This window comes from Stenotrophomonas sp. SMYL11, assembly GCF_036320005.1.
GTDB lineage: Bacteria > Pseudomonadota > Gammaproteobacteria > Xanthomonadales > Xanthomonadaceae > Stenotrophomonas > Stenotrophomonas maltophilia_A.
On sequence record NZ_JAWIRS010000001.1, the window covers coordinates 414,101 to 438,991 of the forward strand.

The 24,891-nt window shown below is 68.0% G+C and carries 22 protein-coding genes; 16 read left to right on the forward strand and 6 right to left on the reverse strand.

The genetic code is table 11. The features are described 5' to 3' along the window. Positions 1-185: 185 nt before the first annotated feature. On the forward strand, positions 186-890 hold the full coding sequence (locus tag V3B46_RS01875; RefSeq protein WP_329890981.1) for an AraC family transcriptional regulator: 705 nt from the start codon (positions 186-188) through the stop codon (positions 888-890). A 9-nt stretch (positions 891-899) separates the two neighbouring features. Here V3B46_RS01875 and V3B46_RS01880 read toward each other — a convergent pair whose 3' ends face one another. Then, a complete protein-coding gene (locus V3B46_RS01880; RefSeq protein ID WP_329890982.1) occupies positions 900-1,790 on the reverse strand; it encodes a sterol desaturase family protein in 891 nt (296 codons plus the stop codon). 179 nt (positions 1,791-1,969) lie between these two features. On the opposite strand from V3B46_RS01880, the gene V3B46_RS01885 reads away from it, so the two are divergent. From V3B46_RS01885 to V3B46_RS01915, 7 genes are all read left to right on the forward strand, one after another. Beyond that, positions 1,970-2,875, forward strand: a complete 906-nt coding sequence (locus tag V3B46_RS01885) for a LysR family transcriptional regulator (protein WP_329890983.1) — start codon at positions 1,970-1,972, stop codon at positions 2,873-2,875. A gap of 92 nt (positions 2,876-2,967) precedes the next feature. Continuing rightward, positions 2,968-3,618, forward strand: a complete 651-nt coding sequence (locus V3B46_RS01890) for a DsbA family oxidoreductase (protein WP_329890984.1) — start codon at positions 2,968-2,970, stop codon at positions 3,616-3,618. A 35-nt stretch (positions 3,619-3,653) separates the two neighbouring features. Next, positions 3,654-4,661, forward strand: coding sequence for a cyclase family protein (locus tag V3B46_RS01895; protein WP_329890985.1), 1,008 nt, complete (start codon positions 3,654-3,656; stop codon positions 4,659-4,661). Positions 4,662-4,879: 218 nt separating this feature from the next. Then, on the forward strand, positions 4,880-5,494 hold the full coding sequence (imuA, locus tag V3B46_RS01900; RefSeq protein ID WP_032129603.1) for a translesion DNA synthesis-associated protein ImuA: 615 nt from the start codon (positions 4,880-4,882) through the stop codon (positions 5,492-5,494). A gap of 9 nt (positions 5,495-5,503) precedes the next feature. Next, on the forward strand, positions 5,504-6,913 hold the full coding sequence (locus V3B46_RS01905; protein ID WP_329890986.1) for a Y-family DNA polymerase: 1,410 nt from the start codon (positions 5,504-5,506) through the stop codon (positions 6,911-6,913). A gap of 6 nt (positions 6,914-6,919) precedes the next feature. After that, positions 6,920-10,030, forward strand: coding sequence for an error-prone DNA polymerase (locus tag V3B46_RS01910; protein ID WP_329890988.1), 3,111 nt, complete (start codon positions 6,920-6,922; stop codon positions 10,028-10,030). Between the two features lie 81 nt (positions 10,031-10,111). After that, positions 10,112-10,618: a hypothetical protein gene (locus tag V3B46_RS01915; RefSeq protein WP_019336451.1), complete on the forward strand. Its 507-nt coding sequence runs from the start codon at positions 10,112-10,114 to the stop codon at positions 10,616-10,618. A gap of 86 nt (positions 10,619-10,704) precedes the next feature. Here V3B46_RS01915 and ptsJ read toward each other — a convergent pair whose 3' ends face one another. After that, on the reverse strand, positions 10,705-11,991 hold the full coding sequence (ptsJ, locus tag V3B46_RS01920) for a MocR-like B6 salvage transcription factor PtsJ (RefSeq protein WP_329890989.1): 1,287 nt from the start codon (positions 11,989-11,991) through the stop codon (positions 10,705-10,707). Positions 11,992-12,067: 76 nt separating this feature from the next. On the opposite strand from ptsJ, the gene V3B46_RS01925 reads away from it, so the two are divergent. The 8 genes from V3B46_RS01925 to V3B46_RS01960 all read left to right on the forward strand — a co-directional run bounded on the left by V3B46_RS01925 (position 12,068) and on the right by V3B46_RS01960 (position 19,651). Beyond that, entirely contained in the window at positions 12,068-12,841 is a 774-nt protein-coding gene (locus V3B46_RS01925) for a YggS family pyridoxal phosphate-dependent enzyme (RefSeq protein ID WP_010485014.1), read from the forward strand. Continuing rightward, positions 12,838-13,539 (forward strand): glutamine amidotransferase, encoded by a 702-nt coding sequence (locus V3B46_RS01930; protein WP_329890990.1) that lies wholly within the window; start codon positions 12,838-12,840, stop codon positions 13,537-13,539. Before V3B46_RS01925 ends, V3B46_RS01930 begins: the two co-directional genes overlap by 4 nt. After that, on the forward strand, positions 13,536-13,760 hold the full coding sequence (locus V3B46_RS01935) for a hypothetical protein (protein ID WP_329890991.1): 225 nt from the start codon (positions 13,536-13,538) through the stop codon (positions 13,758-13,760). Before V3B46_RS01930 ends, V3B46_RS01935 begins: the two co-directional genes overlap by 4 nt. 429 nt (positions 13,761-14,189) lie before the next feature. Beyond that, on the forward strand, positions 14,190-14,699 hold the full coding sequence (locus V3B46_RS01940) for an RNA polymerase sigma factor (protein ID WP_329890992.1): 510 nt from the start codon (positions 14,190-14,192) through the stop codon (positions 14,697-14,699). Then, a complete protein-coding gene (locus tag V3B46_RS01945; RefSeq protein WP_329890993.1) occupies positions 14,696-15,622 on the forward strand; it encodes a FecR family protein in 927 nt (308 codons plus the stop codon). The genes V3B46_RS01940 and V3B46_RS01945 overlap by 4 nt, the downstream gene beginning before the upstream one ends. Positions 15,623-15,686: 64 nt before the next feature. Beyond that, positions 15,687-18,158, forward strand: coding sequence for a TonB-dependent receptor (locus tag V3B46_RS01950; RefSeq protein WP_329890994.1), 2,472 nt, complete (start codon positions 15,687-15,689; stop codon positions 18,156-18,158). Then, positions 18,145-18,945: a ChaN family lipoprotein gene (locus V3B46_RS01955; RefSeq protein ID WP_329890995.1), complete on the forward strand. Its 801-nt coding sequence runs from the start codon at positions 18,145-18,147 to the stop codon at positions 18,943-18,945. Before V3B46_RS01950 ends, V3B46_RS01955 begins: the two co-directional genes overlap by 14 nt. Beyond that, on the forward strand, positions 18,938-19,651 hold the full coding sequence (locus V3B46_RS01960; RefSeq protein ID WP_329890996.1) for an energy transducer TonB family protein: 714 nt from the start codon (positions 18,938-18,940) through the stop codon (positions 19,649-19,651). The genes V3B46_RS01955 and V3B46_RS01960 overlap by 8 nt, the downstream gene beginning before the upstream one ends. Here the strand turns inward: V3B46_RS01960 and V3B46_RS01965 are convergent. The 4 genes from V3B46_RS01965 to adiC form a co-directional block, all read right to left on the reverse strand. Then, entirely contained in the window at positions 19,648-20,082 is a 435-nt protein-coding gene (locus V3B46_RS01965; RefSeq protein ID WP_134951330.1) for a RidA family protein, read from the reverse strand. The two genes, V3B46_RS01960 and V3B46_RS01965, sit on opposite strands and share 4 nt — an antisense overlap. Before the next feature lie 180 nt (positions 20,083-20,262). Further along, positions 20,263-21,165: a cation diffusion facilitator family transporter gene (locus V3B46_RS01970; RefSeq protein ID WP_329890997.1), complete on the reverse strand. Its 903-nt coding sequence runs from the start codon at positions 21,163-21,165 to the stop codon at positions 20,263-20,265. Between the two features lie 28 nt (positions 21,166-21,193). Beyond that, positions 21,194-23,482, reverse strand: a complete 2,289-nt coding sequence (locus V3B46_RS01975; protein WP_329890998.1) for an Orn/Lys/Arg family decarboxylase — start codon at positions 23,480-23,482, stop codon at positions 21,194-21,196. Positions 23,483-23,502: 20 nt separating this feature from the next. Beyond that, entirely contained in the window at positions 23,503-24,855 is a 1,353-nt protein-coding gene (gene adiC, locus V3B46_RS01980) for an arginine/agmatine antiporter (protein ID WP_329890999.1), read from the reverse strand. Positions 24,856-24,891 lie beyond the last annotated feature (36 nt).

The following is a 24,891-nucleotide window of genomic DNA, read 5'->3' on the forward strand; positions in this document are numbered from 1 at the left end:
GGGGGGGGCGCCCACACCCCACGCCCAGCTCCGCGCGCCCCCCCCCCCGCCGCGCCCCCCCCCCCCCCCCCCCCCCCCACCCCGCCTTCGACAGTTCTTCGCGATCTGCAGTAGATCCACGCAATGCGTGGATGCTCTTCGATCAATCGTCGAATTACTCGATTTCGATGGTGATTCATCCACGCATGGCGTGGATCTACAATCCCTCCATGTCCTCTCCCGCCCTGCCCTGGAATGGCACGCTGCTGCTGGATGCTCACGTGGCCGTGCTGCAGGGCCACGCCGGCGGCAGCGATACGCACGCGCACTACGCCCATCAACTGTTGCTGAGCGAAGCCGCGCCCTGGCAGGTCGAGGTTGATTGCGTGCGGCAACAGGGCCAACGGCTGTGGCTGCCGTCATTCCAGCCGCACGCGATCCTGTCGGCACCGGAAGCGGGCTGTACGGTGTTCCTCGAGCCCGCACATGCCGATCCCGGGCAGATCCAGCAGCACCTGCACGCGCTGCCGGGCAACGCGCTGGAGCTGCACGACTGGCTGCCACGGCTGAGCCGCCCGCAACCGCTGGACCGCCGCGTGCAGGCCGCGCTGTCCCGTATCGCCCAGCACCTGCCCGGCCCGGTGCCGGCTGCCGATATCGCCGAGGCGGCACATCTGTCGACCAGCCAGCTGCATCGGCGCTTCCAGTCCGATCTGGCGGTGACCCTGCGCGGCTGGGTGCTGTGGCAACGGCTGCGCCGCGCGCTGATGCATCATCTGCGTGGGCACAGCCTGACCGACAGCGCGCATGCGGCCGGATTCGCTGACCTGGCCCATCTGTCACGCAGCCTGCGCCGCATGTTCGGCATCAGTGCCGCGCAGCTGCAGGGCCTGCAGCTGCACGCGGCCTGACACGCCCCATCATCCGCGCCTGCGCAGACCTTCCGGCAGCTCCGGCACCTCGCCATGCGGCAGTGCGCGGAACGGCGCCAGCAGCTGCCCGGGATAGTCACGCGGATAGTCCGGCTGGCTGCCGATACCCAGGTCACGCCGGCCCAGCCGATAGCCCGGCGCATCGAACGCGGTCCCCAGCAGGTAATCCCAGACAGTCAGGAACAGGCCGAAGTTGACATCGCCGGCGGTGCCGTAACGCATATGGTGGAAGCGGTGCAGCGGCGCCCAGGCCATCACCCGGCCCAGCACGCCGGGACGCATGTCCACGTTGGAGTGCTGCAGCAGCAGCTGGATGGCAATGGCGAAGGCCAGCACCGCAGCCACCGGCATCGGCAGGCCCAGCACCAGCAGCGGCAGCACGCCACCGACCGCTTCGGCCGCCTGGTGCAGCGGATGTTTCATCAGACCGTTGAAGCCGTACATACGGGTGACGCTGTGATGCACGGCATGCAGCCGCCACAGCCAGCCGATGCGATGGCTGGCGTAGTGCACCAGGGTGATGCCAAGGTCGGCACAGACGATAGCCAGCAGTACCTGCAGAACAAACGGCCACTGCACCGGCCACAGTTGCCACGGAATGAGCGATGACAGCAGCGGCACCGCCGCGATCGACAGCAGGTTCAGGCTCTCGTTGACCAGCGCATGCAGGGTGTCACGCAGGCTGTCGCCGTGGTCGTGGTTGAACGCGGGGTCGTACGGCCAGACGCGCTCGGCGGCAAACGAGACCGCGATGGCGACCGCCAGCAAGGCCAGCAGCCATAGCGGATCGCCGTGCAGGCGGCCGACCCAGACGACGGCGGCGGCAACGAAACCCAGCAGGAACAGCGGGGCATACAGGCGGAGTATCCAGTGCTTCATGGGCAACCCGGAAAGTGAGGGGCCTGCATGCTGGCGTGGCATGCGGGTTGGCGGCTTGAACAAACGGCGCAACCCGTGGGTCCGCCGCTGCTGGATGCCCATCGTGGTCGGCACCGCGTTTGCCACATCCACCCACGGCGCGGCTCTACAATGGCGCCCTCATCGCGCCCGGGACCGGCATGGATTCCTTCAACCTGATGCGTGCCTTCCGCCGCATCGTCGAACGCGGCGGGCTGGCCCGTGCCGCCGAAGACCTGGGCATGTCGCCCGCCGGCCTGAGCAAGCAGCTGCGCACGCTGGAAGCGCACCTGGGCGTGGTGCTGCTGCAGCGGACCACACGGCGCATGAGCCTGACCGAGACCGGCCACGCCTATTACCGCGAATGCTGCCGCCTGCTCAACGAGCTGGAGGCGCTGGAACGCGGCATCGCCGAACAGCGCGGCGACGTGGCCGGGCGCCTGCGCGTCAATGCACCGCAATCATTCGCGCTGAGCACGCTGTCGCCGCTGCTGCCACGCTTCCTGCAGCAGCATCCGCAGCTGTCGCTGGACCTTGTGATGGAAGACCGCCTGCTCGATGCGGTAGGCGAAGGTTTCGATGTGTCGCTGCGGTTGCGTGCCGAGCTGGACGACTCGCGACTGGTAGCGCGCCGCCTGGCCTCGTTGCAGCAGGTGCTGTGCGCGGCGCCGTCCTACCTGCGGCAGCATCCGGCACCGCAGGCGGTGGACGAGCTGCAGGCGCACAGCGTGCTGGCCTACAGCCTGTCCGACTCGCCCGGCAGCTGGCCGCTGCTCGGCCCGGATGGGCAGGTAACGATCACCCTGCCGGCGCGCGTCACCGTCAACAACAGCCTGCTGCTGCGCGATCTGCTGGTGGCCGGCATGGGCATCGGCGCCCTGCCCTCGTTCCTGGCGGCACCGGCGCTGGCCCGTGGCGAACTGCAGCAGGTGCTGCCCGACCACCGCTATCCACCGCGCTTCGTGCATGCGGTCTATCCCACCTCGCGCCACCTGCAGCCCAAGGTGCGTGCCTTCATCGATTTCCTGCACGCCGAGCTGCCCGGCTGCGCGGGCCTGGATTCGTAACCGCCAGCGAAAACTGAGCTGCCCGCGGCGTGCTGTTTCAGCCACGCCGCGCTGCCTAATCTGCCGCCTCCCCTCTCACCGATGGCAGGCAGATGTCTTCCGTTCCTTCCCCCACCACCGCCGCGCCGGTGGTCGATTTCTTCCACGACGTGGTCTGCGGCTGGTGCTTCGTGCTGGCCCCGCGCCTGCAGCAGGTGTCGGCCGAACTCGGCATCCAGGTACGCCACCGCAGCTTCGTGCTGCAGGACTCGCGCGCGCAGATGGTCGAGGTGTTCGGCTCGATGGAACGCGCCAAGGCGACCATCCTGCGCCACTGGGCCGACTGCGCCGCGCATGAAGACACCGCGCGCATCGATATCGAAGGCATGCGTGCACAGGACTTCGAGTATCCCTCCGGCTGGCTCGGCGCACTGGCCTGCCAGGCCGCAGGGCTGCTCGGCGGCAATGAGGCCCATGGCCTGATGTTCAATGCCGTGCAGTGGGCGCACCTGCACCAGCACCGCAACATCGGCGACGCCGAAGTGCTGCTGGACATCGCCGAAGCGCTGGGCCATCCACGCGCGATCTTCGCCGACCTGATGCGCAGCGACGACGTGCGCCAGCGCGTGCAGGCCGATCGCGCCGAAGCCGCTGCCCTCGGCATCCGTTCCATTCCCACCGTGATCGGCGGCAACGGCCTGCGCCTGCAGACCCTGCCGCTGCCGCAACTGCGCCAGGTCCTGGCGTCCCTGGTCGCGGCCTGAGCCGCACCGTCCCCCACCCCGCAAGGAGATTCCCCATGACCCCACGTACCCTGGCTGCCGCGCTGGCCCTGCTGCTGGCCGGCACCGCCGCCTCCACCGCTGTCTGCGCACACGAACGCGTTCCTTCCGGCCAGCAGGTCGGCACCAGTCCCTGGGGGCCGAAGGACGAGATCGGCCGCCTCAACCTGATCACCGACGCCTCGCGTGCGGCCATCCTGTCGCGGGTCAGCGGCGGCAAGGCCTATGACCTGGCCACCGAGTACTACGTCGGCATGCCGAGCTGGCAGGACGCCGGCGACCCGCACTACCAGTTCTGGATGACCCATACCCCGCGCGGCACCGTGATGGACGATCCGATGGGCGTGGGTGAGACCATGAACCTCACCCGCAGCTACACCGGCACCGCGTTCTCGATGTACAGCCACACCGGCACCCATATCGATGCGCTGAACCACTTCGGCATCCATGGAAAGATCTGGAACGGCTTCGAGGCCGACAAGCACCTCGGCGATCGCGGCTGGAACGTCACCGGCATCGAGAAGTTCCCGCCGCTGATCGCGCGCGGCGTGCTGATCGACGTGGCCGGCGCCAAGGGCGTGGACATGCTGCCGGACAGCTACCGCGTCACCCGCCAGGACCTGAAGGATGCGCTGGCACGCCAGCAGGTGAAGCTGCAGCAGGGTGACATCGTGCTGATCCGCACCGGCCGCATGCGCCTGTTCGAACAGCCCAAGGCGTACATGGCCAATCCGCCGGGCATGGGCCTGGACGCGGCGCGCTTCCTGGTCGAAGACAGCGGCGCGATGATCGTCGGCGCCGACAACCTCAGCTTCGAGACCTTCCCCTCGGAGGTTGCCGACGACTACGTGCCGTTGCACACCTACCTGCTGGCCCAGCAGGGTGCGCCGATCATCGAGCTGGTGGCGCTGGACGAACTGGCCCGCGACAAGGTCTATGAGTTCGCCTTCATCGGCGGCCCGCTGAAGATCCGCGGCGGCGATGCCGCCCCGCTGCGTCCGGTGGCGTTGCCGGTCCGCCCGTAACCGGGGCCTGTGGGTGCCGACCTTGGTCGGCACTCCTTACCCCTTCAGCAACCTGAAACCTGACCCTCCGATTTCATTAGTAATTCTACTCACAAGGCGAGTAGCATGTCCGGTCTCAGCCCCTGCTACCGGCCCGTCGATACTCGCGCCATGCCTGCCGTTTCCGCCCATTCCTGCTGCTTCAAGCCAACCCGGCGCCTCCCTTGGAGGATCGGCTGATGGGTGCCGTCGTCGCCCTCGACCGGCTGCTGGACGGGCGCCAGCTGTGGCGCGGCCCGGCCCGCCAGGGGCCGGCCAGCGACCACCTGGCCAGCGGTCACCCGGCACTGGACGCACGCCTGCCCGGCGGTGGCTGGCCGGCCAGCGGGCTGTGCGAGGTGCTGCAGGCCGCGCCCGGCGTGGGCGAGCTGGCCCTGGTCTGGCCGGCGCTGGCGAAGCTGAGCCAGCGCGACCGCCCGATCGTGCTGGTCGCCCCACCCTACCGCCCGCATGCCCCGGCCTGGGCGGCTGCCGGGCTGGATCTGGCCCAGCTGCAGATCATCCACGCCGCACCGAAACAGGCGCTGTGGGCCACCGAGCAGTGCCTGCGCTCGGCCGCCTGCGCGGCGGTGCTATGTTGGCCACACCAGGCCGACGACCGCTCACTGCGCCGGCTGCAGGTGGCTGCCGACAGCGGCCAGTGCCTGGGCTTCGTGTTCCGCGAAGCGCAGGCAGCGCGCAACCCCTCCCCGGCCAGCCTGCGCCTGCAGCTCGACCACGGCCAGGTACGGGTGCTGAAGTGCCGTGGCGGCCTGCCACCGGCGCAGCCGTTGCCACTGGCCATCGCCCACTGAGGCCGCGTCATGCATTGGGCCTGCCTGTTGTTGCCGCAGCTGGCACTGGACAGCGTGCTGCGCCTGCAGCCGGACCCGCAGCGGCCACTGGTGCTGCTGCAGGGGCCGGCACAGCGTCGCGTACTGCGTGCGGTCAGCCCGTCGGCACGCGCAGCGGGGCTGCGCCCGGGCATGCTGCTGTCGGCTGCGCAGGTGCTGGTGCAGGACATGCACCTGCACGACTACGACCCGAACGCCGAACAGCACACCCGGCAGCTGCTGGCCAGCTGGGCCTACGCCTACAGCTCGCAGGTCAGCCTCGATTTTCCGCACGCGCTGGTCATGGAGATCGGTGCCAGCCGTGCCCTGTTCGGCGACTGGCTGACGATCGAAAAGCGCCTGCGCGGCGAACTGCATGAGCTTGGTTTCCGCCATCGCCTGGTGGCCGCACCCACCGCGCATGCCGCGCGCGTGCTGGCCAACGTCCACGACGGCCTCGGCATCGATGCGCAGCAGCTGCCAGCGGCACTGGCGCAGCTGCCGTTGCCGCGCTGTGGCCTGCCCAGCGAAGCGGTGACCGTGCTTGGCCGCTCCGGGCTGCGCACGCTGGGTGCGGTGCTCGAACTCCCTCGCGACAGCCTGGCCCGGCGCTTCGCACCGGACGTGCTGCAGCAGCTGGATGCGCTGCGCGGCCTGCCCACCGCACCGCTGCGTTACTACCAGCCACCGGACCGTTTCGATGCACGCATCGAATTCGAATACGAGATCGAATCCAGCCAGGCCCTGCTGTTCCCGTTGCGCCGCCTGCTGCTGGATCTGGCCGCTTTCCTGTGTTCGCGCGATGGCGGCGTGCAGCGCTTCGACCTGCATTTCGAGCATGACCTGCTGCCGGCCAGCGTGCTGACCATCGGCCTGCTGGCACCCGAGCGTGATCCCGCATTGCTGTTCGAGATCGCGCGCAACCGCATGGAAGCCTTCGCCTTGCCCGCCGGCAGCCGTGCACTGCGCCTGCAGGCCGAGCAACTGCCACCGTTCGTGCCCGCCGCGCGTGACCTGTTCGACACCCGGCCGGCACAGGCAATGCCCTGGAACCAGCTGCGCGAGCGCCTGCGCGCGCGGCTGGGCGATGACGCCGTGCAGCCGCTGGCGGTGCAGGCCGACCATCGCCCCGAACGCGCCAGTGGCACCCAGCCCGCGGTCAAGCCTCCGTCGTACTGGCCGCTGCGCCCCGGCTGGCTGCTGGACACGCCGCAACCGCTGCGTGATCCCCGCCTGCGCATCGTCACCGGGCCGGAGCGGATCGAATCGGGCTGGTGGGACCAGGCCGATGCGCGCCGTGATTACTACGTGGTGGAAACCGCGCATGGCCAGCGCGGCTGGGCCTTCCGTGACCGCAACGATCCACATGCGCCGTGGATGCTGCACGGCTGGTTCGGCTGAGCCGTCATGCACAACGAACTGCCCGGCTACGCTGAACTGCACTGCCTGTCGGCCTTCAGTTTCCAGCGTGGCGCCTCGATCGCCGAAGAACTGTTCGCGCGCGCCGCTGGCCAGGGCTACCGCGCGTTGGCGATCACCGACGAATGCTCGCTGGCCGGCATCGTGCGCGCCTGGCAGGCCGCCAAGACGCATGGCGTGGCGCTGATCGTCGGTGCCGAATTCCAGGTCGAGGACGGCCCGAAACTGGCCCTGCTGTGCACCGACCAGGCCGCCTACGCCGGCTTGTGCCAGTTGATCACTACCTGCCGGCGGCGCGCGGCCAAGGGCGAATACCGCTGCCTGCGCGAGGACCTGCTCGGCCTGCCCGACGGCCTGCTGTGCCTGTGGCTGGACCGGCAACCAGCGGCCACCGATCTGGAACTGTTGCGCGCCGGCTTCGATGATCGGCTGTGGTTGGCGGTGGAACTGCACCACGAACACGACGACGCGCGCCGCCTGCAACAGCTGCAGGCCTTCGGCGAACGCCACCGCCTGCCGCTGGTCGCCAGTGGTGATGTGCACATGCACGTGCGCCGCCGCCGCGCCCTGCAGGACACGCTGACTGCGATCCGCCACCGCTGCAGCGTGGCCGAGGCCGGCTGGCGCCTGTTCCCCAACGGCGAGCGCCACCTGCGCCCGCGTACCGCGCTGGCCCAGCTGTATCCGCCCGAATTGCTGGCCGAGACCCTGCGCATCGCCGAACGCTGCCACTTCACGCTGGAGCAGCTGCAGTACACCTATCCGCGCGAACTGGTACCCGAGGGCCACGACCCGGACAGCTGGCTGCGCGTGCTGGTCGAGCGCGGCATCCCGTGGCGCTGGAAAGGCGGCATCGAACCGAAACAACGCGCGCAGATCGAACACGAACTGGCGTTGATCCGGGAAAAGAACTACGCCTCGTACTTCCTCACCGTGCAGGACATCGTGCGCTTCGCGCGCAGCCAGGACATCCTCTGCCAGGGCCGCGGCTCGGCGGCCAACTCGGCGGTGTGCTTCGTGCTGGGCGTGACCGAGATCGACCCGGCGCGCAGCAACCTGCTGTTCGAGCGCTTCATCTCCGCCGAGCGCAACGAACCACCGGATATCGACATCGATTTCGAGCACGAGCGCCGCGAGGAAGTGCTGCAGTACGTGTTCAAGCGCTATGGCCGCGAGCGCGCTGCGTTGACCGCGGTGGCGATCAGCTACCGTGGCCGCAGCGCGATCCGCGACGTGGCCCGTGCACTTGGCCTGCCGATGGACCAGGTGAACGAACTGGGCGCGGCGATGGACCACTGGGGCGGCAACATTCCACTGCCGGAAACCCTGCGCGAGCGCGGTTTCGATCCGGACACGCCCTTGATGCGGCGCCTGCTGGCGTTGACCGCTGAGCTGATCGACTTCCCGCGCCACCTGTCGCAGCACCCCGGCGGCTTCGTGATCTCCGAGCACCCGCTGTCGACCCTGGTACCGGTGGAGAACGCGGCGATGGCCGACCGCACCGTCATCCAGTGGGACAAGGATGACCTGGATGCCACCGGCCTGATGAAGGTCGACTGCCTGGCCCTTGGCATGCTCACCGCCATCCGCAAGTGTCTGGCGATGCTGAAACAGCATGGCCTGCACAGTGGACGCATGGATGCGATCCCTCCCAAGGATACGAAGACCTACGACATGATCTGCGCCGCCGACACCATTGGCGTATTCCAGATCGAATCGCGCGCACAGATGGCGATGCTGCCGCGCATGCTGCCGCGCAACTTCTACGATCTGGTGATCGAAGTGGCGATCGTACGCCCCGGTCCGATCCAGGGCGACATGGTCCATCCTTACCTTGAGCGGCGGCGGATCCTGCGCGAACAAGGCCCGGAGGCACTGAACGACCCGGACAACCCGCTCTACCCACCGCAGCTTGAACGTGTGTTCGCGCGTACGCTGGGCGTGCCATTGTTCCAGGAGCAGGTGATGCAGCTGGCGGTAGACGCCGCCGGCTACACGCCTGGCCAGGCCGATGCCCTGCGTCGTTCGATGGCAGCCTGGAAGCGCCGCGGCGGCCTGGAGCCGCATCGCGAGAAGCTGTTGGCCGGCATGTTGGAAAACGGCTTCAGTCGCGAATACGGCGAGCACCTGTTCGAGCAGATCAAGGGGTTCGGTGATTACGGTTTCCCGGAAAGTCACGCCGCCAGCTTCGCCCTGTTGACCTATAACAGTTGCTGGCTGAAGTGCCACCATCCGGCCGCGTTCACCGCCAGCCTGATCAACAGCCAGCCGCTGGGTTTCTATAGTCCTGACCAGCTGCTGCAGGACGCGCGCCGGCACGGCATCCGCGTGCTGCCAGTGGACGTGCGCCACAGCGACTGGGACTGCACCCTGGATTTCAGCAAGGGCGCGGCGGCGATCCGGCTCGGCCTGCGCCTGATCGACGGCTGCAACGAGCCTACCGTGCAGGCCATCATGCGCGAACGTGCGCGGCGCCCGTTCGACGATGTGGGTGACCTGTGCCAGCGCACCGCCCTGGATCGCCGCCAGCAGGGCCTGCTGGCCGATGCTGGTGCGCTGCGTGGGCTCAGCGGCCATCGCCATCGTGCGCGCTGGGATATCTCCGGCGTGGAAAACCGGTTGCCGCTGTTCGACCAGGCCCGCGCCACCACCGAAGCCCGCGTGCCACTGCCCCTGCCCAACGCCTGGGAAGACATGCAGGCCGATTACCGCAGCACCGGCACCACGCTGGGCCGCCATCCGATCTCGTTCCTGCGCGCGCAACTGCGTAGCCGTGGCTGCCTGGATGCCGCACAGCTGGCTGCCCACGGCCATGGCCGGCGCGTGCGCATTGCCGGCCTGGTACGCATGCGCCAGCGCCCGCAGACCGCCAGCGGCGTCACCTTCCTCACCCTTGAAGACGAAACCGGCATGGTCAACGCCGTGGTCTGGCGGCACCTGGCCGATCGCCAGCACCGGGTGCTGGTCGATACCCAGCTGATGCAGATCGATGGCCGCCTGGAACGCGTCGATGGCGTGCAGCACGTCATCGTGCAGCGCATGCACTGCCTGGATGAACTGCTGCAGGGACTGCGCAGCCACAGTCGCGATTTCCACTGACGATACACAACGTCACACAACGAACTGGCCATTGCCGGTCCGCATCCGCTATCGTCGGCACATCCAAGGAAGGACGACGCCATGCCCCGCGCACTGCTGCTGACCACGCTGGTGGTCTCGACCCTCGCCCTGCTTGTTTCCGGCTGGACCGCCTGGAGCCTGCATCGCAGCCAATCGCCACAGCGCATCATCGAAGCACGCGGGCTGGTCATCCACGATGCAAGCGGCCAGCCGCGGGTGATCCTCGGCGCACCGGTTCCCGATCCGCTAAGCCAGGGCCGCACCCAGGGGCCGCGCGCCACTGCCTTGTCCGGCCTGATCCTGCTCGGCCCCGACGGCTCTGAACGCGGCGGCTACGGCACCAGCGACCGCGGCGGCGAAGCCCTGCTGACCCTGGACGATGCCACCGGCACCACCGAAGTATTCAAGGTCGTCGCCAATCCGGACCGTGGCGCCAGCCTGATGGTCAAGCACCAGAACAACACCGGCGCCATGCTCACCTCCTGGCAGGGCAAGCCGGAGCTGATGTTCGTCGATGACAGCGGCCAGTCCTACTACGTGCGCCCGGGCGCCAACGCCGCGCCCTGATCTGCTTCTGTAGCGTCGAGCCTTTACGCGCACGGCAGTCGAGCATGGCTCGACTCTACATGACCGGCAGTCGAGCAAGCTCGACTCTACAGACCACACACCGCCGCGAGGTCATCGGCCAGCTGCCGCAGCTGCGCCGGTCCCAGCGCCGCACACGTAATGCGCAGACCATGGCCCGGTGCCGCCACCGCGAACACTTCGCCGGCGCGCACATGCCATCCGCGCGAAGCCAGTGCCAGCACCTGCGGATGGCTGTCCGCCGGTAACGGCAGCCACAGATTCAATCCTTCCATCGGCTGCGGTGTCGGCACGCCCCGCACACGCAGCAGTTCCTGCAGCGACTGCAGCCGCTGCTGATAGCGCTCCCCCGCCGAAGCGATCTTCGCCCGCTGCGTCGCCGACGCCAGCACCGAAGTCGCTGCATCCTGCAGCAGGTGGCTGACCCAGCCGGTGCCGGACGCCAATCGCAGCCGCAACCGCGATGCGGTCTCCTCATCGCAGGCCAGCCAGGCCAGCCGCAGGTCCGGACCCAGTGGCTTGGACAACGAACGCAGCAGCGCCCAGCGCCGGCCATCCAGCGGCAGTGCCGAGTGGTAGGCCTGCTGCGAGAGCAGTGCGTAATGATCGTCGATCAGCACCGCCACCTGCGGATAGGCCGCCAGCAACTGCCGCAACGCTCGCGCCCGCTTCGCATCCAGGCTGGCCCCGGTCGGGTTGTGCGCACGCGGGGTCAGCAGCACCGCACGTGCGCCCGCCTCCAGCGCCTGCCGCAGCGAACCGACCTGCATGCCATGCGCGTCCACCGCCACCGGCAACGGCGCGTGGCCCACAGCATTGAGCACATTGAGGCTGCCGAGGAAGCATGGATCCTCCACCGCGATGCGGTCTCCTGGCAGCAACCACGCCGCCAGCAGGCGCTCGATGCCATCAACTGCGCCATGGGTCAGCTCCAACGCATAGCCCTCCGGGCAGTCCGCATCCAGCGAGGCGCGCGCCAGCGCCTGCAACCTCGGGTCGACCGTGCCCACGCCATACAGCCGTGGTGCGGCCGGTGCCAGACGCAGGTTCGGCAGCAGGCGCGGATCCGGATTTCCACCGGCCAGGTCCTGCAGCGCCAGCCCCGGCGTACTGCCCTCGCGCGCCAATGTCGGCGGCAAACCGCGCACCACCGTGCCACGGCGGCCCGCCGTGCTGGCCAGGCCCGCCGCATCCAGGCGCTTGTAGGCAGCGGCCACCGTATTGCGATTCACGCCCAGCTGCTCGGCCAGTTCACGCACCGGCGGCAGCACGCTGCCGGCCGGCAGGCGGCCCTTGCCGATGCCATCACGGATGCTGTCGAAGATCGACTCGGCGCTATGCCCGGTGATTTTCATTTTGTCCTATGCCAAAATATTTCTTGTCCTGTGCCAGTGTATCCCACCCTGGCCATCCTGCATTGGAGGTGCCCGCATGCCCCTTGCCGCTGCCGACTGGCCCGTCGCCCAGTCCGTTGAACAGATCGCCGCCAACCTGGTCACGGTGCGCCAACGCATCGCCGATGCCTGCGCCCGCGTTGGCCGGGACCCGGCCAGCGTGCGCCTGCTGCCGGTCAGCAAGACCGTCGATGACGCCCGCATCCGCATGGCGGTGGCCGCAGGCTGCCACGAACTGGGCGAGAACAAGGTGCAGGAAGCACAACGCAAGGCCGAAACGATGGCCGACCTGGGCGTGCACTGGTCGGTGATCGGCCATCTGCAGACCAACAAGGCGCGCTACGTGGCGCGCTTTGCCAGCGAGTTCCAGGCGCTGGACAGCCTGCGCGTGGCCGAGGCCCTGCAGCAGCGCCTGCAACTGGAAGACCGCACGCTGGATGTGTTCGTGCAGGTCAACACCTCGGCCGAGCCGAGCAAGTACGGACTGGAACCCGACGCGGTCGAGGCCTTCGTGCAGCAGCTGCCGGCCTTCGATCGCCTGCACGTGCGCGGCCTGATGACCCTGGCCATCTTCACCCCCGACGTCGAGCGCGTGCGCGCCTGCTTCGTGCGCCTGCGCGAACTGCGCGACCAGCTGCAACGCACCGCCCCGCCCGGCCTTGACCTGTCGCAGCTGTCGATGGGCATGTCCGGTGATTTCGAAGTGGCCATCGAGGAAGGTGCCACCGTGGTCCGCGTCGGCCAGGCCATTTTCGGCGCCCGCGCCACCCCGGACAGCTTCTACTGGCCGAACAGCGGAGCCCCGGCATGAAGCACGCGGTTGTCCTGCAACACGTTGCCTTTGAAGACCTCGGTACCCTGCAGCCACTGCTGTTGGCACAAGGCTGGCAGCTGCAGGTGCTGCAGGCCGGCGTCGATGCGCTCGATCCGGCCGAAGTGGCCGACCTGCTGGTGGTGCTGGGCGGCCCCATCAGTGCCAATGACACAGAGACCTATCCCTTCGTCATCGACAGCATCGCCCTGCTGCAGCGCCGGCTGCAGCAGCAGCGGCCAACCCTGGGCATCTGCCTGGGTGCACAACTGATGGCGCGCGCACTCGGTGCCAGTGTCGCTTCCAGTGGCGGCAAGGAAATCGGCTTTGCGCCACTGCTGCTGACCGATGAAGGCCAGCGTTCACCGCTGCAGGCCCTGCAGGGCATTCCGGTGCTGCATTGGCATGGTGAGGCGTTCGAACTTCCGGCCGGTGCACGCCGCCTGGCCAGCACGCCGGCCTGCCGTCACCAGGCATTCGCCATCGGCAGCCACGCACTGGCCCTGCAATGCCATCCGGAACTGGACGCCCGCCAGTTCGAGCGTTGGCTGGTTGGCCACACGCTGGAGCTGGCCCAAGCCGGCATCGATCCCAACGACCTGCGCGCGCAGGCGCGTCGCTATGGCTCACCACTGGCCGCGGCCGCCACCGCGATGTTCGACCATTGGCTGCAGGACCTGCCGGAGACACCGCGATGAACTATCGATTGCAGATCCACCGCGATGGCGCCTATTGGGGCCACTTCGACTGCAGCGGCCCTGATGCCCTGCAGCGCATGGACGCCATCGGTGCACAACTGCCTGCGGATCAGGGCTTCCAGCTGAAGCGGCAGAAAGGTGTTGGCGAAGAGCGCATCCTGTCCAGCGATGCCGACGGCCTGCGCGTACTGGCTTCGCAGATCCAGTACCGCGATCTCTGACGATCGTCACGGTAGTGGCGGGCGCGGGGCGGGTCTGGGGAGAGCCCGGCCCCGGGGGGCCCGAACCCGGCGGAGCGCCCCCGCACAGCCGCCCGCGGCCCCGGGCGGGCCCGCCCGCGGCCCCCCCCCCCCCCCCCCGCCCCCCCCCCCGCCACTACCCCGGCTGTTCGCCCGCGTGAGAGGCTTCACCGAAGCTGACCCTGCGCGGTCGCACGGGTGAAGCGCAGCCTGCAGCACTGCGGCTTCGAGCTGCATCACAACCCCACCGAAGCCCTGCAGATCCACTCCGATTATCGCCCCCGCTGACGCCGCGGCGGCTCATGCGGACTGCGCTCGGACCAAAGATGCAAATGATTCTCTTTTGCTGTAAGGTGCAGCCGCTGCCCTTGCCGCCGCGGGCTGTTCCCTTTCCCAGTTGTCGCCCGCCCCGTGTCCACGCCTGTCGAACCGACGGATGTCGCGCAGCTGTGTGCGGCCCATTACCGGCCGCTGCACGCCCATGTCCGCCGCAAACTCCCGCAACGCAGCGACGCCGATGACGTCGTCCAGGAAACCTGGCTGCGTGTCGTCAAGGTCGCCGCCAGTGGCCTGCTGAGCAATGGCCGCGCGTACCTGTACCGTGTTGCCCACAACCTGATTGCCGACCATTACCGGCAACGCCAGCGCCGTCGCGAAGAGGTGCTGGATGACACGCAGTTGCATGCCATCGCCGATCCTGCACCGCTGCCCGAGCAGCGCCTGCTCGACGCCGAACAGCTGCGCCACCTCGATGCGATCATCGCCGCGCTGCCGCCGCGATCGCGCCAGGTGTTCCTGCTGGCCCGTGTGGAACAGATGGCGTTGGCCGAGATCGGCCGCCAGCTTGGCATCAGCCGGCAGACCGCGCATGGCCATCTGCTGCGCGCACTGGTCGCCCTGCAGCAGGTGTCCGGCGCATGAGCCAGGACGCGATCGCGCGCGAAGCCGCACGCTGGTGGCTGGACGGGCACGACGGTGGCCGCGACGAGGACGCGTTCGAGCAGTGGTACCAGGCCGACCCCCGCCATGCTGCGCAGTACCAGCATCTGCAACACCTGTGGCAGGCCGGTGCAACGCTGCCCAGCCTGCAGCGGCAACAGCAGCGCAGGCAACGCCGTCGCCTGCGCGAAGCCGGCATTGCGGTTCTGTTGCTGTGCGCGCTGGGTCTCTACAGCCGCCATGTGTCGCCGCCCCTGGCGCAGGTCCTGCGTACGGCCGCTGGCGAGATCCGCGAGGAGACCCTTCCGGATGGCTCGCATGTCCTGCTGTCACCCGGCAGCGAAGTGAAGGTGCGCATCGATGGGCAGCGCCGCCAGCTCCAGCTGCAGCGCGGCCAGGCCTGGTTCCAGGTCGCAGCCGATGCCGACCGGCCCTTCCAGGTGCATACCCCACAGGGCACCATCACTGCACTGGGGACCGCATTCGATCTTGCCGTGCAGGGCAACAGCAGCGTGGTCACCGTTACCGAGCATCGCGTGCGCGTGGACAGCGGCAACGTCAGCATGCTGGCTGACCACGGCGAACAGCTGCGCTTCGATGGGCAGGCAACAGCCCATGCAACAACGACCGCCCCCGGCGCATTGGCCTGGCGCGAGCGGCGCCTGCATTGGGTCTCGGCCCCACTGGCCGACGTCACGCAGGGCCTGGATCGCTGGCATGGCGGGCACACGTGGGTCGTCGGCGAGCAGCTGCGCCAGCAGCCGGTCACCCTGCTTGGCAGTGCCGACGGTGCGGCCGGCAACCGCGACCAGTTGGCCGCTCAGTTGCAGGTGCGCGTGCTGCGCCTCGGCGCGGGCATACAGGTGTGGCTGCCGCCACGCAGGGAACAGCATGATGGACCCTGACATCCGGCCTGCGGCTGCGTCTACCCAGGATGACGACGCTCTGCGTCAGCCCCTGGAGCCCCCGATGCTGTGCCCCCGCCCCCTTGTCCTCGCCCTGTCGCTGGCCTGCGCCAGCGCCGTTCCACTGCTGCCAGACAGCGCCCACGCGCAGGCCGCCACTCGAAGCTACGATCTGCCCGCCCAGCCACTGGCCGCCGCGCTGGATGCCTACAGCCGGCTGACCGGTGTCGATCTGGTGATCGGCGCGGCGCTGCCTGCCGGTCATTCGGCGCCTGCCTTGCGCGGTGACTTCGACGATGCGCAGGCCCTGACGCGCCTGCTGGCGGGCAGCGGCCTGCGCCCGCGCTTCGTGGATGCGCGTCGTGCCGCCCTGGAACCGGCGCCGGCCGAACGCGCCGATGGCAGCCGCCGCACCGGCCCGCTGCGGGTGCAGGGCACTACCGCGCACGGCCAGGCACCGGGTGCCGGTGCCAGCCAATACGTACCGGCCACCCGCGATGGCTTTGCGCCCTCGGTCGGCAGCGAGCGCGTGGCGATGGCCGAACGCCAGGAAGGCAACAGCCTGCTGCGCTCGATGCCCGGCACCCACAGCTTCCATTCGCGCAGCCAGCCGGGTCTGCAGGTCAACATCCGCGGCATGACCGGTGCCGGCCGGGTCAACACCATGATCGACGGTGTCACCCAGACCTTCCGCAACAATGCCGGGCATGGCTCGGGCGGTCCGTTCGCCTATGTCGATCCCTTCCTGCTGGCAGGCGTGGACGTGCAGCGCGGCGCGGTCGCCGGCGGAGATGGCGCCGGCACGTTGGCCGGCAGCGCCAACTTCCGCACACTGGACATCGACGATCTGCTCGGTGAGGGGCGCGACTGGGGCCTGCGGGCCGGCTACCGCCACGGCAACAACGGCTACGGCAGTGGCCGTACTTTCGCCGGTGCCTGGCGCCACAGTGAAGAGGGTGGCGACCGCCAGTTCGGCCTGCTGGCCGCCGCCAGCAGCAGCCGCAGCAGCGAATATGCGACCGCACGCGGGCAGAAGAACAACGCCGACCCGGGCAGCCAGCAGCCCAGCAGCTGGCTGTTGAAGGCGCGCCTGCAGCCCAGCGACCAGCATCGGCTGGACCTGAGCCACATGCGTTACGAAAACGACTTCTACCACAACTACCCGTGGCAGATTTCCGCGCGCAACCAGCGCGCCAGTTACCACTACACGCCCTATTCGCCGTGGATCGACCTGCGTGCGACCTTCGCCATCAACAAGACCCGGCTGTTCTACCCGCCGGTGGAGGACTCCAGCTACATCGGCCGCCGCACCCATAGCAGCCTGAGCAGCTGGACCGTGGACAACACCAGCCGCTTCGACATCGGTGCACTGCAGGCGCGCTGGAATACCGGCATCAAGCACCAGTCGGACATCTACGTGGCCGACACCCCGACCCTGCGCGGCGCCAACCCCCAGGGTCGCAGCCAGCTGGACAGCGTGTTCAGCACGCTGGAACTGCAGTACGACGTCTACGCGCTTACTGCGGGCCTGCGCCAGGATCGCTATGGCATCCGTGGCCACGTCCCGGTGTGCTCGGATGTCCCCGGCCAGTGCGCGGAGATCAACGGCGGCGGCATCGACGTGCGCCGCACCCAGCACGCGCTCAGCCCGAGCCTGGCGGTTTCGTGGCAGGCCACCGACTGGCTGCAGCTGTTCGCCGAAGCCTCGCGCACATCGCGCCCGCCGCGCGTGCAGGAGATGTTCTTCGAGAAAATCCCGCTGGAAGGCATGAGCGATGCCGATGGCGTGGGTGCCAACCCGTTCCTGCGCCGTGAGCGCTCGCGCAACCTGCAGTTCGGCGCCAACCTCAGCACCGACTCGCTGCTGGTTGACGGCGACCTGGCCCAGCTGCGCGTCACCCGCTTCGACAACCGCATCCGCGACTACATCAAGCCGCAATACCTGCTGATCGTGCATCCGCCGGAAGTGCAACCGTTCGTGGTGCCGATCGACAGCGATCCGCAGCTCAATGACTGGACCGATGTGCTGGACGCCGACGACTTCAGCGCCACCACGCGCTGGATGAACCACCCCGGCGTGGTGCGCATGCGCGGCATCGAACTGGAAGCCCATTACGCCAGCGAGCACTACCACACCACGCTGAGCTGGACCCGCTCGCGCACCAGTGCGCCGGCCATCGAGTTCGTCAACCTGGAAGACATCACCGCCCTGCCCGACCGCTACTGGACGCTGGACGTGGGCGGCCGCTGGTGGCAGCAGCGCGTGCAGGCCGGCCTGCGCGCCGAGTACTCCGGCCCGACCGAGGAAGGCTACGACTTCTTCCAGACCCGCAAGACCGGCGGCACCGGCGTGCTGCTGGACTTCTACGCCAGCTTCAAGCCCCAGGCCAACACCACGCTGTGGCTGAACATCGAAAACCTGCAGAACAAGGCCTATGACAACAATGCCTCGATCGACAGCATCTTCAGCCCGATCCTGGACCGCGGCAACGGCCGTGGCCGTACCGTCTCGATGGGCGTCAATGTGGCGTTCTAGCCGCCTCTGGCTGCCGCTGTGCCTGATCGCGCTCGCGTCGACGGCCAGCGCGCAGCCGATGCCCGGCGAGGTGCTCGACCTCGCCAGCGGCCAGACCCTGGACGAAGCTGCGTTCGTGAAGCGCGCAGCGAACGCCCCGCGACTGCTGCTGGGCGAACGCCACGACCTGGCCGGTGACCACGCTGCCCAGCGCTGGCTGCTGCACGCGCTGCAGCAGCAGCGTCCACAAGGCGCGCTGGTGCTGGAGATGATTGCCAGCGAACGCCAGCCGCGCCTGCAGCGGGTGCAGCGCTGGCTGGCCAAGGGCAACCAGGCCGGCGGTGCGCGCCTGCAGGAGCTGCTGGGCTGGGATACACGATGGCCGTGGACCGCCTACGGCGGGCTGGTGCAGGACGCCACCGCTGCCGGCATCCCCTTGTTCGGCGGCAATCTCGCGCGGGTCGAGGTCAACGCCCACCTGGCGTCCGCTGATGCAGTGCGGTTCCCGGTGCCCGCCGCCCGCCAACGCCTGTCGGATGTGGTACTGGCCCAGCACGCAGACGCGGCACTGATGCTGGAAGGGATGCTGGCCGTGCAACAGGCCCGCGACACGCGCATGGCACAGGTGGTGACCGCAGCACCCGCACCCGCGCTGCTGGTAGCCGGTCGCTGGCATGTGCTGCGCGGCACCGGGGTGCCGGGCTACCTGTCACCGGATACGCCTGCGCTGGTGATCGCATTGGCCTCGCCGGGTGAAACCGTCGATGCGATTGATGCCGATCTGCTGTGGGTGCTGGGCGATGAGTGAACGCGGCCAACACTGGCAGGCGATCGTGATCACCGTCGTCCTGCACCTGCTGCCCCTTCTGCTGTTGGTGCACTGGGTCGCAATGCCGCCGATGCTCCCGCCACCGGAACAGGACGTTCGCATCAGCCTGCGCCTGCTGGCACCGGCCACGCCGCCGCAGCCCGTGGAGGAGCGCCAGGCCGATACCCCCAGCCAGGCGCAGCAGGCGCGTGCATCGCAACCGACAAAGTCGCCACCGCCACCGAAGCCCACCGCCGCGCGAGAGCGCGAGTTGGCCGCCAGCGAAACGGGCGGGACGGGTCGAAAGCCGCTGCCGGTCGCCCCGCCTGCGGCCGCGACCGATGCAAGTCCCGCACCGGCATCGATCACGGCCGCGCCGCCCGCTCCAGCCGCGCCACCGGCGGACTTCCAGGCCGGCGCCGCCAGCGACCAGTGGGAAGCCCGCCTGATGGCGCGGCTGGAGCGTTACCGCTATTACCCTGCCGCCGCGCGCTCGCGCCGGCAGCAGGGCACTGCCTGGGTCAGGGCCAGCATCGACCGCGAAGGTCGCCTGCTGGCGCTGCGGCTGGAGCAGTCCAGTGGCCAGCCGATGCTCGACGACGCTGCGCTGCAGACCTTCCGTCGCGCGCAGCCGTTGCCACCCATTCCCGATGAACTGAAGGCACCGCAGGAACTGGTGGTGCCGGTGGAGTACTACCTGCGCTAGGCGGCGTAGGCCTCCGCCTCGATCTCGAACAGCATGCCGTCCAACGCCAGTCGCGGCACCGGGATCAGCGTGCAGGTGGGCGCCGCGCGGTTCGGCCAGCGCCGTCGCACCTGGTGGGCAATGATGCCCAGCCGGTCCTCATCGTGGTCGACCACCAGGATGCGCAGCCGCGCCACATCGGCCAGGCTTGCCTGCGCCGATCGCAGCGCGGTCTGCAGGTTGTCCAGTGCCTGCCCGACCTGTTCTTCGAAGCTGGGCGAGAGGCGGCCCTGGGCATCTTCGCCGCCCTGCCCTGCGACATGGATCACCCGTGCCGGCAGGCGCACCACCGCCACGTGTGAGTAGCCGTTGGCCGAAGGATCGTAGAGGCCCGGTGGATTGAACAGTTCCAGCAGGCCATGGCTGAGGTCCGGTGTGGTCAGCAGGTTCATGCCGCGCGCCTCGTGGGGGATGCCGGCAGTCTGTGACCTCAACCCGGGTTGAGGTCAAACGGATCCGGTGCAACAGACCGGTCTGCCACGCGCAACGATCACGCGTTCCCTTGGACTCGAGCCTGCTCGACTTCCGCCGACCAAAAGCAGTCTAGCAAGCTCGACTCTACAGAAGCGTGGTCACGTCCACGCTGGGTCTGCGGTGAAATCAATGGTCAACCAGAACGTGCCGCCCCGCGCATCCAGCCGCACCGCGATCTCATCGCGCATCGCATCGACCTCGCCCACTGAACCCAGCGGCGTGGCCGGGTCGGCCAGCACGTGGATCTCGATGAAGCGCATCCGCCCCATCTTCGCCACGTGGCTGGTGAAACCGGCATAGCCACGCTCGGCGACGAACGCCCGCATCACCCGCTGCACGCGCCGGTCCAGATCATCCGGTGCCACCTGCAGCACTTCGCGCATGGCCTTCCAGGCACTCCGCGCCGGCACCGGCAACACCGCCAGGCTGATCAACGCCAGCACGATCGAATCCAGGTACGGCACCCAGTGGTGCCACTCACCACCGTGCAGGACCAGCGCCAACACGAAGGCCAGCACCACCGCCAGGCTCATCAACCCACCCAGCAGCCAGCCCCGTACATCCAGCCACAACAGCGCGGAGCGCAGATGCCGCGCCCGCTGCGCGACGAACGCCGCCATCGCCAGGTTGCTGGCACTCAGCAATGCCGCCCACCACAGCGCGGGCCCGAACTTCACTTCGTGCCCGCCCGTGGTCAAACCGATCACGGCGTTGGCCAGCGCATACACGCAGGCCAGCGACAGGATCACACCGCCCAGCGCCTCGACCATCGGCTCCAGGTGCCAGTAGCCGTACTGGAAGCGCGGGCTTTGTTCCCGCGCCACCAGCCGCAGCACCGACAACGACACCAGGGTCAGCGCGACGTCGACCAGGCTGTACACGCCGTCGAACAGGATGGCCTGAGATCCCACCAGCAGGCCACCGCCAAAGCCGGCCGCGCTCACCGCCAGGGTGGCCCCGATCGAGAACTTCAGGATGCGTTGCTCGCGCGCGGTATCCATCGTTAGCCGAGTGGCCGACCGTTGCCGGTCAGGCCTTCAGCACCTCCACCTTGTACGAAACTGCATCACCCTCCTGCTCGATGATGAGCCCGTGCACGTCCGACTCGAAGCCCGGGAAACGCGCATTCTGCTCGCGGGCAATGCGCAGCGACTGGATGATCGGCTCGTCGCTGTCGCCGAAACGCTCGCCCGGCATGATGGTCGGGATGCCCGGCGGGTACGGTACCAGCATGGTCGCCGCAATGCGGCCACTGATCTGCTCGATGTCGACCCGCTCGATCTCGCCCTTCACCAGGTGGTTATAGGCATCGGCCGGAGTCATCACCGGCGTCGGCAGATCCACGTACATCTCACGCATCACCTTGGCCACGGCGAACTCCTGGTTGAACGCGTGCAGCGCGTCGCACAGGTCGCGCAGGCCCCAGCCGGCGTAGGCGTTCGGGTAATCGGCGGCCAGGGTCGGCAGTGCCTGGCTCAGCGGCGCGTTGCGGTCGTACAGCGCCTTGAACGCCATCAGCTCGGTGACCAGGGTGCTCCACTTGCCCTTGGTGATGCCCATCGAGAACAGGAACAGCACCGAGTACAGGTTGGTCTTCTCCACGGTGATGCCGCGGCCCCACAGGAACTTGCTCAGCACTGCCGCCGGGATGCCCAGCTTGCCCATGCTGCCGTCCATTGCCAGGCCCGGGGTCAACAGGGTCACCTTGATCGGATCGATCAGCACGTAGTCGTCGACCAGGTTCTCGAAGCCGTGCCAGTGCGCATCCGGCTGCAGGTACCACTCCTCGCGCTTGGCCACCAGCGGTGCCGGCGTATCGCCCTTGTCCAGGCTGCGCTCGAGCTTGGTCGGCTGCCACACGCTGAACCACCAGTCGTCGCGGCCCAGGTCGTCGCGCACATGCAGCATCGCGCGGCGGAAGGCGATGGCCTCGTCGTGCATTTCCTGTACCAGCGAGCGCCCCGCCTCGCCTTCCATCATCTTCGAGGCCACGTCGCAGGCGGCGATCACCCCGTAGTGCGGGCTGGTCGAGGTGTGCATCATGAACGACTCGTTGAAGCGCTCGGCATCCAGGTTGCGCTGCGCCGAGTTGCGCACGTGGATCATCGAGGCCTGCGAGAACGCGGCCAGCAGCTTGTGGGTCGAATGCGTGGTGAAGATGATCGCATCCTGCTCGCGCGGCTTGCCCTTGGCCATGCCGTAGTGGTTCTCGTAGAACGGGTGGAACGCGGCGTAGGCGTACCAGGCTTCGTCGAAATGCAGGAAGTCGACCGCGCTGCCGATCTCGTCGGCGATCTTCTCGGCGTTGTAGCACAGGCCGTCGTAGGTCGAGTTGGTGACCACCGCGATGCGCGGCTTGGAGCCGGCCTTGTAGGCCTGGCTGGCCAGCGGGTTGGCGCCGATGCGCTGCTGCAGCGACTCCGGCGTGAACTGGTCCAGGCTGATCGGGCCGATGATGCCGTGCGCGTTGCGGCTGGGGGTGAAGTACACCGGCACTGCACCGGTCATGATCAGCGCGTGCAGCAGCGACTTGTGGCAGTTGCGATCAACGAACACCACGTCACCGCGGGCCACCGTGCCATGCCAGACGATCTTGTTGGCGGTGGAGGTGCCGTTGGTGACGAAGAAGGTATGGTCGGCACCGAAGTTGCGCGCCGCCTCTTCCTCGGCATCCTTGATCGGGCCGGTGTGGTCGAGCAGCGAGCCCAATTCCGGCACCGAGATCGACAGATCGCTGCGCAGGGTATTCTCGCCGTAGAACTGATGGAATGCACGGCCGACCGGCGACTTGGTGAACGCCACGCCGCCGGCATGGCCTGGCGTGTGCCAGGAGTAGTTCGACTCGGCCGCATGGTGGATCAATGCCTTGAAGAACGGCGGCAGCAGGTTCTTCATGTAGTCTTCGGCCGCGCGCATCACCTGCCGCGAGATGAAGCTCTTGGTGTCTTCGAACAGGAAGATGAAGCCGTGGATGTACTTGAGCAGCTTGCTCGGCACCTTCTCGATGGTGCGGCGCTCGCCGTAAAGGAACACAGGCAGGTTGGCGCGGCGTGCGCTCTGCTCGCGCAGGAAGGCGGTCAGGCGCTGGAACTCGCCATCCACCTCTTCACTGCCGTCGATCGAGATCAGCACTGCCGAGGCCGCCACGTAGGTGCGGGCACCGGCGCGGGCATCATCCAGGTTCAGGCCGCACAGCACGCGCTGGTCGTTGCTGCGCAGCTCCTCCACCAGGGCGCGGATCAGGATGCCGCCGATGCGCGGCGACTCGTAGTCGTTGTCGATGACAATGACCGGATAGTCCAGGGACTTGAAGTACACGTTGATTCTCCTTGTCTAACTCAGGAACGCTGGGCGCCGGCGCTGATGGCCGATGCCTCGCGGGCGCGCTGCCGCTGCTGGCGGCGCTCCTCGCTGAAGAAGGGATAGAACACGGTGATGAACAGCACGAACAGGAAGGCGTACTGCACGATGGTTCCCGACGAGCCGTAGATCGCCCACAGGCAGTACACGACGGTCAGGCTGGTCAGGGTCCAGAACGCACCGGTGTGGACCAGGGTGTGCGAACGCTCGACCACGAAGTAGCAGGCCACGCACGAGTAGATGTAGGGCAGCAGGGTCAGCACCACCGCCGCCGATGTGATCACGTCGAACTGGGCCGACGCGGTTTCCGAGGTGGAGGTGACCAGCACCGCCAGGGTCATCAGCACCGCCACGATCATCACGCCCTTGACCGGCACGTCGTCCTTGTTGGTCTTGCTGAAGATGCTAGGGAACAGGCCATCATCGGAGGCCGCCTTGGCACTCTGTGCAGTCAGCAGGATCCAGCCGCCCAGCGAACCGGCAGCGCCGATGAAGGCACACAGGCTCACCAGCGCGCCGCCCCAGCCACCGACGGCCTTGGCGGCAGCCAGTGCGAACGGAGCATCGGAGGTCTGCAGCTCGCCATTGGGCACCATGCCCATGATCACCGACGAACTGGCGATGTAGGCGATGGCGGCCAGGAACACGCCCGCCAGGGTGGCGCGGGCCACGTTCTTTTCCGGATTCTCCACCACGCCGGCAGTGACCGAAGCGGATTCGACGCCGATGAAAGCCCACAGGGTCAGTGCCGCGGCACTGGAGATCGCGCCGAAGTTGGATTCACCGGACACGTTGTAGGCGCCCTTGAAGATGTCGGCATCGAAGAAGAACCAGCCGAAGATGGCGATACCCAGGATCGGCACCAGCGCGAAGCTGGTGGTGACCGTCTGCACGCGGCTGACGAAGGCCGGGCCGATCATGTTGGCGAAACTCAATGCCCAGACGAGGATCAGCACCGCGATGCAGCGCACCAGCGGCTCGGACAGGATCGGGAAGAAGTAGCTGAAATAGCCCACCGCCGCGATCGGAATGGCGACGTTGCCGATCCAGTTGGCGAACCAGTAGATGGTATTGGTCTGGAAGCCCATGTAGGGCCCGAACCAGTCACGCGCATAGGCATAGGGGCCGCCCGCCTTGGGTGCCAGCTTGCCCAGCTTTGCAAATACGAAGGCCAGCAGCAGCGCGCCGGCGGTGGTGATCAGCCAGCCCCAGATCGAGGCGGTGCCGATCTTGGCCAGGCTGGATGGCAGCAGGAACACGCCTGAGCCCATCATGTTGCCGGCGACGAGGAAGGTGGCTCCGACCACCCCGATTTTCTTTGCTTCTGCCATGACAATCTCCTGTACTGGCATGAGCCCGGTACAACC

Excerpts from the sequence above, each read along its gene's own strand:
- V3B46_RS01945 (WP_329890993.1), top strand. The coding sequence starts at position 14,696 with ATGAGCCAGGACGCGATCGCGCGCGAAGCCGCACGCTGGTGGCTGGAC.
- imuA (WP_032129603.1), top strand. The coding sequence starts at position 4,880 with ATGGGTGCCGTCGTCGCCCTCGACCGGCTGCTGGACGGGCGCCAGCTG.
- V3B46_RS01905 (WP_329890986.1), top strand. The coding sequence starts at position 5,504 with ATGCATTGGGCCTGCCTGTTGTTGCCGCAGCTGGCACTGGACAGCGTG.
- V3B46_RS01875 (WP_329890981.1), top strand. The coding sequence starts at position 186 with ATGGCGTGGATCTACAATCCCTCCATGTCCTCTCCCGCCCTGCCCTGG.
- V3B46_RS01970 (WP_329890997.1), bottom strand. The coding sequence starts at position 21,165 with ATGGATACCGCGCGCGAGCAACGCATCCTGAAGTTCTCGATCGGGGCC.
- V3B46_RS01935 (WP_329890991.1), top strand. The coding sequence starts at position 13,536 with ATGAACTATCGATTGCAGATCCACCGCGATGGCGCCTATTGGGGCCAC.
- adiC (WP_329890999.1), bottom strand. The coding sequence starts at position 24,855 with ATGGCAGAAGCAAAGAAAATCGGGGTGGTCGGAGCCACCTTCCTCGTC.
- V3B46_RS01895 (WP_329890985.1), top strand. The coding sequence starts at position 3,654 with ATGACCCCACGTACCCTGGCTGCCGCGCTGGCCCTGCTGCTGGCCGGC.
- V3B46_RS01950 (WP_329890994.1), top strand. The coding sequence starts at position 15,687 with ATGCTGTGCCCCCGCCCCCTTGTCCTCGCCCTGTCGCTGGCCTGCGCC.
- V3B46_RS01930 (WP_329890990.1), top strand. The coding sequence starts at position 12,838 with ATGAAGCACGCGGTTGTCCTGCAACACGTTGCCTTTGAAGACCTCGGT.
- ptsJ (WP_329890989.1), bottom strand. The coding sequence starts at position 11,991 with ATGAAAATCACCGGGCATAGCGCCGAGTCGATCTTCGACAGCATCCGT.
- V3B46_RS01965 (WP_134951330.1), bottom strand. The coding sequence starts at position 20,082 with ATGAACCTGCTGACCACACCGGACCTCAGCCATGGCCTGCTGGAACTG.
- V3B46_RS01955 (WP_329890995.1), top strand. The coding sequence starts at position 18,145 with ATGTGGCGTTCTAGCCGCCTCTGGCTGCCGCTGTGCCTGATCGCGCTC.
- V3B46_RS01880 (WP_329890982.1), bottom strand. The coding sequence starts at position 1,790 with ATGAAGCACTGGATACTCCGCCTGTATGCCCCGCTGTTCCTGCTGGGT.
- V3B46_RS01910 (WP_329890988.1), top strand. The coding sequence starts at position 6,920 with ATGCACAACGAACTGCCCGGCTACGCTGAACTGCACTGCCTGTCGGCC.
- V3B46_RS01885 (WP_329890983.1), top strand. The coding sequence starts at position 1,970 with ATGGATTCCTTCAACCTGATGCGTGCCTTCCGCCGCATCGTCGAACGC.
- V3B46_RS01890 (WP_329890984.1), top strand. The coding sequence starts at position 2,968 with ATGTCTTCCGTTCCTTCCCCCACCACCGCCGCGCCGGTGGTCGATTTC.
- V3B46_RS01960 (WP_329890996.1), top strand. The coding sequence starts at position 18,938 with ATGAGTGAACGCGGCCAACACTGGCAGGCGATCGTGATCACCGTCGTC.
- V3B46_RS01915 (WP_019336451.1), top strand. The coding sequence starts at position 10,112 with ATGCCCCGCGCACTGCTGCTGACCACGCTGGTGGTCTCGACCCTCGCC.
- V3B46_RS01925 (WP_010485014.1), top strand. The coding sequence starts at position 12,068 with ATGCCCCTTGCCGCTGCCGACTGGCCCGTCGCCCAGTCCGTTGAACAG.